The sequence below is a fragment of the Marichromatium sp. AB32 genome, assembly GCF_003718675.1.
GTDB lineage: Bacteria > Pseudomonadota > Gammaproteobacteria > Chromatiales > Chromatiaceae > Marichromatium > Marichromatium gracile.
Map to the genome: position 1 here is coordinate 7,501 of NZ_RHFJ01000062.1, position 10,104 is coordinate 17,604.

12 protein-coding genes (1 of these 12 only partly in view) are annotated in these 10,104 nt (G+C 70.1%); 8 read left to right on the forward strand and 4 right to left on the reverse strand.

The genetic code is table 11. The annotated features are described in order from the left end of the window. Positions 1-151, reverse strand: partial view of a response regulator transcription factor gene (locus tag EBL85_RS14325; protein ID WP_123141305.1) — the start only. It extends 515 nt beyond the left edge of the window; only the first 151 of its 666 coding nucleotides appear in the window; it begins with the start codon at positions 149-151; its stop codon lies off the left edge, out of view. Beyond that, the gene (locus tag EBL85_RS14330) at positions 151-453 is read right to left on the reverse strand and encodes a PepSY domain-containing protein (protein WP_223806159.1); all 303 of its coding nucleotides are present in this window, start codon (positions 451-453) and stop codon (positions 151-153) included. Before EBL85_RS14330 ends, EBL85_RS14325 begins: the two co-directional genes overlap by 1 nt. 151 nt (positions 454-604) lie before the next feature. Between EBL85_RS14330 and EBL85_RS14335 the strand changes: the two genes are divergently transcribed. The 4 genes from EBL85_RS14335 (at position 605) to EBL85_RS14350 (ending at position 5,853) form a co-directional block, all read left to right on the forward strand. Beyond that, a complete protein-coding gene (locus EBL85_RS14335) occupies positions 605-1,195 on the forward strand; it encodes a cytochrome b/b6 domain-containing protein (RefSeq protein ID WP_123141307.1) in 591 nt (196 codons plus the stop codon). 26 nt (positions 1,196-1,221) lie between these two features. Further along, positions 1,222-1,719, forward strand: a complete 498-nt coding sequence (locus EBL85_RS14340) for a hypothetical protein (RefSeq protein ID WP_123143259.1) — start codon at positions 1,222-1,224, stop codon at positions 1,717-1,719. A gap of 122 nt (positions 1,720-1,841) precedes the next feature. Next, complete coding sequence (locus EBL85_RS14345) at positions 1,842-2,384, forward strand: EF-hand domain-containing protein (protein ID WP_123141309.1); 543 nt, start codon at positions 1,842-1,844, stop codon at positions 2,382-2,384. 535 nt (positions 2,385-2,919) lie between these two features. Further along, positions 2,920-5,853, forward strand: a complete 2,934-nt coding sequence (locus EBL85_RS14350) for a chemotaxis protein CheB (RefSeq protein ID WP_123141311.1) — start codon at positions 2,920-2,922, stop codon at positions 5,851-5,853. A 15-nt stretch (positions 5,854-5,868) separates the two neighbouring features. Here EBL85_RS14350 and EBL85_RS14355 read toward each other — a convergent pair whose 3' ends face one another. Together EBL85_RS14355 and EBL85_RS14360 are read right to left on the reverse strand one after the other, a co-directional pair. Beyond that, positions 5,869-6,894, reverse strand: coding sequence for a quinone-dependent dihydroorotate dehydrogenase (locus EBL85_RS14355; RefSeq protein ID WP_062273038.1), 1,026 nt, complete (start codon positions 6,892-6,894; stop codon positions 5,869-5,871). A gap of 135 nt (positions 6,895-7,029) precedes the next feature. After that, positions 7,030-7,890 (reverse strand): DMT family transporter, encoded by an 861-nt coding sequence (locus EBL85_RS14360; RefSeq protein ID WP_123141312.1) that lies wholly within the window; start codon positions 7,888-7,890, stop codon positions 7,030-7,032. Between the two features lie 136 nt (positions 7,891-8,026). On the opposite strand from EBL85_RS14360, the gene EBL85_RS14365 reads away from it, so the two are divergent. From EBL85_RS14365 to EBL85_RS14380, 4 genes are all read left to right on the forward strand, one after another. After that, on the forward strand, positions 8,027-8,614 hold the full coding sequence (locus EBL85_RS14365) for a DJ-1/PfpI family protein (RefSeq protein WP_123141313.1): 588 nt from the start codon (positions 8,027-8,029) through the stop codon (positions 8,612-8,614). 147 nt (positions 8,615-8,761) lie between these two features. After that, complete coding sequence (locus EBL85_RS14370; protein WP_123141314.1) at positions 8,762-9,223, forward strand: OsmC family protein; 462 nt, start codon at positions 8,762-8,764, stop codon at positions 9,221-9,223. 16 nt (positions 9,224-9,239) lie between these two features. After that, positions 9,240-9,911 carry a hypothetical protein gene (locus tag EBL85_RS14375; protein WP_123141315.1) on the forward strand — a complete coding sequence of 224 codons (672 nt, stop codon included), beginning with the start codon at positions 9,240-9,242 and terminating at the stop codon, positions 9,909-9,911. Beyond that, positions 9,908-10,104 (forward strand): hypothetical protein (locus EBL85_RS14380; RefSeq protein ID WP_148040557.1); only part of this gene is annotated, 197 nt, incomplete at its 3' end. The genes EBL85_RS14375 and EBL85_RS14380, both read left to right, overlap by 4 nt.

Below are 10,104 nucleotides of genomic sequence, written 5' to 3' on the forward strand. Positions count from 1 at the left end.
CGAGGATGACCGCGGCATAGTGCTCGGTATCGCCCAGGAACCAAGCGCGCTCGCCGTCCTCCACCCAGTCGTGGACGAAGCCGGCGGCCTCCAGTGCCTGCCCCACCGAGGCGGCGAGCCGGGCGTCGTCCTCCACCAGCAGGATGCGCATCAGTCCTCCTCTACCTCGAGAATGCGGGCGGTGGCGGCGTCGACCTCGACCTCGAGCCGCCGGCCATCGGGGGCGATGAGCTTGAGCTCATAGCGCCAACCGCCGTGCTCACGCTCGAACTCCACCCCCACCACCTCGCCCGGCACCCGCGCCGAGACCGCACGCAGGATCTCGCCGATCGGGCGCACCTCGCCACGCTCGAGCGCGCGCCGGGCACGATCGTGATCGGCGACATCGTCGAGTCCGTCGGCCGGGGCGACGGCCGAGACGCTGACGAGCAGCAGCAGGACGATCGGGCGCATGTGAGGGACTTTGGCCATGGAGGCATGATGCCACGAACCCGGCTGACGGTTTGCTGACAACCCTCGACAGCCGGGGTTCAGCAGCGGGTGGATAGGCTGGTCGCCAACATCACCAGGGCCGAGGCCCACTCACCCGAACCGGAGCACACCGATGACGACACCGACACCCGAAACCGCGAGCGAGACCCGGGTCTGGGACCCGCTGGTCCGTCTCTTCCACTGGTCGCTGGCCGCGGGCTTCGCCGCCGCCTACATCATCGAGGACCATCCGCTCGCGCTCCATGTGTGGATCGGCTATCTGATCCTGGCGCTGATCGCGATCCGCGTGACCTGGGGCTTCGTCGGCTCGACGCACGCCCGCTTCGGCGACTTCGTGCGCGGCCCCCGCGCCACCCTCGACTATCTGCGCGACGCCGCCCGGCTGCGCGCACCACGCCATCTCGGCCACAACCCGGCCGGCGGCGCCATGGTCGTCGCACTGCTGCTGACGGTGAGCGCCACCGGACTCAGTGGACTCGCGCTCTACGGCGCCGAGGAGTTCGCCGGTCCCCTGGCCGGACTCACCGCCGGGCTCTCGCACGACACCGCCGAGCTGATCGAGGGGGCGCACGAGTTCTTCGCCAACCTCACCCTGCTGCTGGTCCTGCTCCACGTCGCCGGGGTGCTGTTCTCGAGCTTCGCCCACCAGGAGAACCTGATCGGCTCGATGATCAGCGGCCGCAAGCGCGTCGAGCGCGAGTAACGAACCGGACCCAAGGAGCCATACCAATGCCCCAGCGCATCACCCCACTGTTCGCCCTGCTCGCGCTGACACTCACCAGTGCCGCACCGGCCGATGACGACCGTCTCGGCGCGGTCACCGACCCGACGACCCGCGCCGTCTGCGGCGACTGCCACCTGGTCTATCAGCCGGCACTGCTGAGCGCGCGCGACTGGCGCCAGATCATGATCCCGCAGTCACTGGCTGCGCACTATGGCGAGACCCTCGAACTCGACGAGACGCGGCGCCTCGCCATCAGCGACTATCTGCAGGCCAATGCGACCGTCTCCGCGCGGCTCGACCCGCCACCGACGAACGGGCTGCCTCGCATCACCGAGACCACGGCGTTCCGCCACGAGCACGCCGAACTCGCACGGTTGCAGGGCAGCGCCGGCCAGGCGATCCCCGCGCTCGGTGACTGTCTAGGCTGTCATCCACGCGCCGAATCGGGTATCTATGAGGACGACGAGGTCCGCATCCCCGGGCTCGGCCACTGGCGGGACTGATCGCCGGTCGGGACCTGGGCGATGACACGCACCGCACAGGACGGTGCGAGACCGGGCGCGGAATCGCTGGCCACGCGCCATGTACCGGAACGACGCCAGCACACTCACCGGAGACCCCAGAGATGCCATCACAGATCCGGATGTTCACCCTTGCCCTCGGCCTCGGCGCCGGGGTCAGCCTTGCGGCGCTCGCCCAACCGATGGGCGGCCCCATGCCGTTCGCCGCACTCGATGGCGACGGCAACGGCCTGATCAGCCAACAGGAGTTCGACGCCTTCCACCAGACGCGTCGCCCCGGTGGAGGCCCAGGCATGCCGGCGTTCGCCGACTTCGACCAGGACGGCGACGGCCAGCTCACCCCCGCCGAACTCACCGCCGGTCAGCAGGCACGGATGCGGCAGCGCGGCGGCATGGGTCGCGACATGCCGGACCTGGCCGACTTCGACCGCGACGGCAACGGTTGGCTCGACGAGCAGGAGTTCTACGAGGGCCGCGGCCAGCGTATCGCCGAGCGCTCGCAGCAGGGCTACATGATGCGCAACCTCGCCTCGGCACCGAGCTTCGAGGAGGTCGACAGCAACGGCGATGGTCGCGTCGACGCCGACGAGTTCGCTGCCGCGCAGGCGCAGCACCAGCGCCAGAACTGGGGCCCGTCACCCGACTGAGTCCCATTCCCCCTCCGGGCATCGCCGAGCACTGGCCGACTACGCCATGGGCGGCGCCCCGTGCCCACGTTCGCCCGCCTCGGCGGGCGCGCGCCATCGTCCTGCCGTTTGCAGCCGTTCCACCACGAATGCAACCTGGTGATGTTCGGCGCACTTGGCCCGGTCGCCACGCTCCGCGACGCACTGATCCGGCCCCCGGTCGATCACCAGCGTCACCCTGACCTATTTGGCTGCGCGCTGCTCATCACCGCCGTGCCGCTGTTCGCGTTCTCCTGGCTGAGCGAGCGCCATATCGATGCCGGGCATCGTCAGGGACGAGAGACCGACCGGTGGACGGTCACACCCGGTCGCGGTCGGCTGGTCCCGACCGCCGGCCTCCCGGCGGCGCCCCTCAACTCCCTGGCGTCGTCCCAGCGGCTGATGCATGCTTGCCGATGGGGCGAGCGAGATGGAGCCGTGCCCCAGCCCCGGAGCAGCGCTGAGCGATCGCCGCCACCGCAGCCGGACGCACCCAAACTCGAGGAGAGAGCTGACGATGTCCAGCGTGTCAGAGACGACCCAAGACACCCCCGGTCCACGAGGCAATGACAGGCACGACGGCTACGTGGTGGCCATCGGCGCCTCGGCCGGCGGACTCGACGCGCTGGAGCGCTTCTTCCAATGCCTGCCCTCGGACTCGGGCGCGGCCTATGTGGTGATCCAGCATCTCTCGCCCGACCACAAGAGCATGATGGGCAACCTGCTCGCCCGTCATACCGAGATGCCGGTGGTGACCGTCACCGACGGCATGCGGCTCGAGCCCAATCGCGTCCACCTGATCCCGCCGGCGAACATGATGACGGTGCTCGGCGATGCGCTGCGCCTCAGCCCCAAGAACCCGCGTGGCCTGGCGCTGCCGATCGACCTCTTCTTCACCTCGCTGGCCAAGGAGTTCGGCAAACACGCCATCGGCGTGGTGCTCTCGGGCACCGGATCCGACGGCACCCGTGGCGCGGTGGCGATCAACGACGCCGGCGGCCTGCTGCTCGCCCAGGATCCGGAGTCGGCCAAGTTCGACGGCATGCCGCGCAGCGTCATCGCCACCGGTCTGGTCGATGCCACGCTGTCGCCGGACGACCTCGGCCCCAGGCTGATCGAGTTCATCAACCAGGCCCCGCAGATCAAGACCGAGACCTCGCCCCAGGGCCCGACCTTCGACAAGGACGACGCCCTCGACGAGGCGATGCATCTCCTCAAGCACCAGGGCGGGATCAACTTCCGCGACTACAAGCCGGCCACGGTGATGCGCCGCATCGAGCGGCGCATGCAGGTGCGTCACACCCCCGATCTGCACAACTATGTGCGCCTGCTCGACAGCGATCGCGGCGAGCTGGCGGTACTGCGCCGCGAGCTGCTGATCCCGGTGACCAGTTTCTTCCGCGACCCCGACACCTTCGAGATCCTCGACCAGACGGTGATCCGCTCGATCGTCAGCGAACGCGGCGAGAACCAGCCGATCCGGGTCTGGGTGCCCGGCGTCTCCACCGGCGAGGAGGCCTATACCCTGGCGATCCTGTTCGCCGAGGCCTTCGATCGCGAGCGCCGCTGGCCGAGCTTCAAGCTCTTCGCCACCGACGTCGAGCAACAGAACGTCGAGGTCGGCGGCGCCGGGGTGTTCTCCGAGGCGATCGCCGCCGAGATCTCGCCCGAACGACTCGAGCGCTTCTTCTACAAGCGCGGCAACCACTTCGTGGTCAAGAACGAGATCCGCCAGAACATCGTCTTCGCGCGTCACAACCTGCTCGAGGACCCGCCCTTCACCCGCATGGACCTGGTCTCCTGTCGCAACCTGCTGATCTACTTCCGCACCCAGGCCCAGGAGCGGGCGCTGCGGCGCATCCAGTACGCCCTCTCCCCCGGCGGCTATCTGCTGCTCGGACCGAGCGAGACCCTGGCCGATCTGCACACCGACTTCACCGCGGTCAACTCGCGCCACAAGATCTATCGTGTGCTGCGCCACGTCTCGCTGCCGCTCGACACCGCCACCCCATCGCGCCCGCCGACCAGCGCCGCCGGACCACGCCAGTACAGCCCGCGCAGCCGCTATCAATCGACCGACGCCGCAGCCATCGACGCCGGTCAGTCGATCCTGCTGCGCGACTACGCCCCCACCACCCTGCTGCTCAACGCCCACGGCGAGCTGCTGCACGTCTTCGGCGAGGCGGCGCGCTATCTGCGCATCGGCGAGGGCAGCGCCACGCTCGACATCGCCAAGCTGCTGCCCCGGCCGCTGGTCTCGGTGGCCCAGGCGCTACTCTACAAGTGCGCGCGCAGCGGCACGGCGATGCGTTCGGACCAGCTCGGCATCGAGCTGCCCTCGGGCGAGCGCGAGCGGTTGCGCATGGTGGTCAGACCCTATGACGCGCCCCAGTCCGAGCGTCATCTGCTGCTCTCGTTCGAGTCCGAGCCGCAGGAGATCGTGTCGCGCCCGGGGATGGAGACGCTCGATCTCGACGACGAGACCGCACAGCGGGTCGAGAACCTGGAGCGCGAGCTGGCGGCCACCCGCGAGAGCCTGCAGGCGACCATCGAGGAGCTGGAGACGGCCAACGAGGAGTTACAGGCGACCAACGAGGAGCTGATGGCCTCCAACGAGGAGCTGCAGAGCTCCAACGAGGAGCTGCAGTCGGTCAACGAGGAACTCTACACGGTCAATGCCGAGAACCAGGAGAAGATCGAGATCCTCAACCGGCTCAACGCCGATCTCGACGGCATGGCCAAGGCCGCGGCCATCGCCACGGTGTTCGTCGACGCCGAGCTGCGCCTGACCCGCTTCACCCCCGAGGCGACCACCCTGTTCAAGATCCGCAACGGCGACCTCGGCCGCCCGATCGACGACTTCACCAACCTGTTGCAGTATCCGGACTTCATCGATGAGCTGCGCCGCACCATCGCCAGCGGCGAGATGCTGCAGCGCGAGATCGCCGCGGCCAACGGCCGCATCTATCTGGCCCGGGTGCTGCCCTACGCGGTGCGCGCAGGCGAGGCGCGCGGGGCGGTCTCGACCTTTGTCGACATCACCAGCCTGCACGACATCGAGCGATTGCAGGCGGTGCTCGACTCACTCCCCGAGCAGATCGCGGTCCTCGACCCCCAGGGCATCATCACCCAGATCAACCACAGCTGGCGCGAGGCGGCGCGAGGCGCGGGTGATCCGTCGCTCAGCGATACCGGTCCCGGCGCCGGTTACGAGCGCGCGTTGCGACTGCTCGGGCCGGACGACGAACACCCGCGCGGGCGTGACCTGCGTGCGGGGATCCGCGCGGTACTCGAGGGTGACTCCGCCGGGGTCGTGGTCGACTTCACCTCAACGGACGAGGGGGCACGCCTGCTCGCCATCCATGTCTCGCCGATCCAGCACCATCACGGCGGCGCCGTCCTCGCCCGACTCGACGCCAGTGAATGGCGCCAGGGCGAGGATGACGACTGACCCGACGAGCGTGGCTCAGTCGAGCGCCTCGAGCAGTTCGCGCACCAGGCCCGGGCCGCGATAGATCAGCCCGGTGTAGACCTGCGCCAGATCCGCGCCGGCGGCGAACTTGGCGCGCGCGCTGGGCACATCACGCACCCCGCCGACCCCGATCAGCGTCGGCTCCGGCCCCAGCGCCTCGCGCACCGTCGCCAGCAGCGCGGTGCTGCGCGCCTGCAGCGGGCGCCCCGAGAGCCCGCCGGCCATGCCCTCGGTGCGGCTGCGCAACCCCTCGCGGGCGATGGTGGTGTTGGTCAGGATCAGTCCGGCACAACCGGCCTCGAGCGCGGCGCGCGCGCAGTCGATGGCATCGCCGTCGGCGAGATCGGGCGCGAGCTTGACCAGCAGCGGTCGGGGCCGCGCGAGACGCTGGTTGGGCTCCTGGATGGTCTCGACGATGCGCTTGACCTCGTCGACACGCTGCAAATCGCGCAGCCCCGGGGTGTTCGGGCTGGAGATGTTGACCACCACATAGTCGGCCAGCTCGCCGAGGCGCTCGAAGCTGTAGCGATAGTCCTCGGCGGCACGCTCGGCCGGGGTCACCTTGGACTTGCCGATATTGACCCCGAGCGGCACCTGCAGCAGGTCGCGCTCGCGCAACCGCCGCAGCCGTCGCGCCACCCGGTCGGCACCGGCGTTGTTGAAGCCCATGCGGTTGATGATCGCCTCGTCCTCGGGCAGGCGGAACAGCCGCGGACGCGGGTTGCCGGGCTGGGCCTGCGCGGTCACCGTACCGACCTCGATGAAACCGAAACCGAGCGCCTGCCAGGCGGGGATCGCCTCGGCGTCCTTGTCCAGCCCGGCGGCCAGACCGAAGGGGTTGGGGAAACGCAGCCCCATCACCTCGCGCGGATGGGCATGGGCCGGATCGCCGGCGACCAGCCGACCATCGAAACGCTCCGACCAGCGCGCCAGCGCCGCCAGGGTCATGCGGTGTGCGCGCTCCGGGTCGAAGCGGAACACCAGCGGGCGCAGTGAGTGCCACAACAGATTCAGATCCATGCCGCCACCCGGCGCGGATTGGCGCTCATCGTCATCGATTCACCTCGTCAATTCAGGGGGTCTGGGGACGACCGGTCCTCTCCGACCGGACGCCCGGGACGCGAAGGGGCGCGCCACCTCCGGGTGACGCACGCATCAGCCGCGCCGCTCGCGACGCAGACTGTACAGATTGCCGGCGAGGATCAGCACACCGCCGCCCAGCACCCAGGGGTCGAGCCCCTCGCCATAGCACAGCGCGCCGACCAGGGCGATCAGCGGCAGGCGCAGGAAGTCCATCGGCAGCACCAGGGTGGCGTCGGCGTGACGGAAGGCATTGGCCACGCCGAGATGGGCGCTGATGCCGGTCACCGCCGCCACCAGCAGCCAGGGCAGCTCGCTCCAACCGATCGGTTGCCAGACCCAGAGCGCCACGGGCAGGCCGAGGAGCAGCTGGATCGTCAGCATCCAGAACAGGATGGTGAAGACCGAGTCGTGTCGGGTCAGCCCCTTGGTGGCGACCATGGTGACGGCGAAACCGAGCGCGGCCAGCAATCCCAGTGCCATCCCCGCGTCGAACGGCTGCAACCCCGGTCGGGTGATCAGCAGCACACCGACCAAGCCGGCGACCAGCGCCACCAGGCGGCCACGCCCGAGCCGCTCACCGAGGAAGACCAGTGCCAGCAGCGCGGCCCACACCGGGGTGGTGAACTCGAGCGCGAACACCAGCGCCAGCGGCAACAGCCCGATCGCGCCGATCCAGCAGAGCTGGCCGCCATAGTGGAACAGGTTGCGCAACAGGTGCAATCGCCAGCGCCGGGTACGCATGAACCCGGGCGCGAGCAGCACCCCCAGACCGACCAACAGCGGCAGCCCGAGCAGGGTGCGCAGGAACAGGAATTGCGCCGGGGACATCGCCGCGAGCGACTCGCGCGCCGAGACCGCGAGCGCGGCGAAGGACAAGAGCGCCAACCCCATCCAGCCGGCGGCGCGCGCCAGCCCGTCGTTACCGCTTGCCACGGACCGGGATCCTCCCGCAAAACGTTCGATCATACCCGATTGGCGTGGATCGTTGGTCAGCCGCACACGCCCCGCGCGATCCCGGTGTTATAGTCTGCCCACCCCCACGCGACGCCGTTTCAGGAGGACGAAACACATGGCCGAGAAGAAGATCCTGATGTTGGTCGGAGACTATGTCGAAGACTACGAGGCGATGGTCCCCTTCCAGATGCTGCAGCTGCTCGGGCACAGCGTCCACGCCGTCTGCCCGGACAAGGCCGCCGGCGACAAGGTCCGCACCGCGATCCACGACTTCGAGGGCGACCAGACCTACAGCGAGAAGCCCGGCCACAACTTCGCCATCACCGCCGACTTCGACAAGATCGACCCCAGCCGCTACGACGCCCTGATCATCCCCGGCGGGCGCGCCCCCGAATACCTGCGCCTCGACCTGCGCGTCATCGAGCTGGTGCGTCACTTCGCCGCCGGCGACAAGCCGATCGCCGCGATCTGTCACGGCCAGCAGATCCTCGCCGCCGCCGGGGTCCTCGAGGGCAAGCAGTGCACCGCCTACCCCGCCGTGCGCCCCGAACTCGAACGCGCCGGGGGCAGCTGGTGCGAGGTCAACGACACCCTCACCAACGCCTATGTCGACGGTCAGCTGGTCACCGCCCCGGCCTGGCCCGCGCACCCCGAGTGGATACGGCGCTTCGCCGAGCTGCTCGGTACCCGGATCGAGACCTGAGCGGGCCCTCGGCCCCGACGACACACCGCCACGCGGCGCGGCCCGGATCACGGCTCGGGCCACCCATACGCCCGGACGGCGGACCCACGGATTGCAACCAGACCGCGTCGCCCGAGCGGCGTCACGAACAGAATCACAGGAGCCACCATGTCCGAGGAAGGCCGTTTCAGCATCGCGCTCGAGCAGCGCGAGGGATATCAGGTCAAGGTCGCCTTCGACTGGCCGCAGACCCCCGACCTGCTGCTCGACGGCGAGCCGCCGCTGGGCGAGTGCCGCGGGCCCAACGCCTCGCGCCTGCTCACCGCCGCCACCGCCGACTGCCTCGGCGCCAGCCTGCTGTTCTGTCTGTTCAAGGACGACCCGCCCGCCGGCTGTCTGCGCGCCGAGGCCAGCTGCGTGATGACCCGCAACGCGCAGAAGCGCCTGCGCATCGGCCAGCTCGAGGTGCGCCTGATCGTCACCGAAGCGGTCACCCAATCGCCGCGTTTCGGTCGCTGCAAGGACCTGTTCGAGGAGTTCTGCGTGGTCTCGGCGAGTATCCGCCAGGGCATTCCGCTGGTGGTCACCGTCGAGGACGAGGCCGGCGAGGTCTACTACCGCTCCGAGTGAGCAGGCCCCGACCGCGATGACCCGCGCCGCCCCCGGCCCGCTGCGGCTCGAACCCACAGGCCCCGAGGACCTCGACGCGATGCTCGCGGCGCTGGGGTTCGATCGACCGCGCCCGGTGCTCACCCTGATCGGCGGCGCGGCGCGGCTCGACCCCGCGCTCGCCGAGCCGCTCGGCGCGCTGCTGCGCGCGCTCGCGCCCCGGCTCGAGACACTCGACGCCACGGTGGTCGACGGCGGCACCGACTGCGGGGTGATGGCGCAGATGGGCCGGGCCCGGGCCGTCTGCCACGCCCGCTTCCCGCTGCTCGGGGTGGCGCCGCGCGCCACCGTCGCGCCGCACGGCACCACCCGCGCCGAACCCAACCACAGTCATCTGGTCCTCATCCCGGGGGCACGCTGGGGCGACGAGTCGCCGTGGATCCGCCGGATCTCGGCGCTGCTCGCCGGGCCCCGACCGCGGCTCACCCTCGCCGTCGGCGGCGGCGAGATCACCCGGCTCGACCTCGAACTCGCCCTCGCCGAACCCGCCCCGCTGCTGCTGCTCGCCGGTAGCGGCGGCAGCACCGCGGCGCTGCTCGCACGCTGGCACCGGGGCGGGCTCGAACACCGCGCCGCGATCGAGGCGCTCGACCTCGCCGCACCCACAGCGACCCTCGCCGCGCGGATCGCGGCACGGCTGGCGGCATGATCTGGCGCCCCCGCCCCCTGGTCTGCGGCGCCCCACCGCTGGCCGCAACGCTCGCTGACCGGCTCAACGCCCGGCTGGTCAGCCCCGAGCAACTGGCACGACTGCGGCCCCGGGCAAGCCAGCCGGTGGTCCTGCTCGACCCGCCCGACCCCGGCGCCCTGGTCGCGGCGCTCGCCGACCGGCTCCCCCGCGC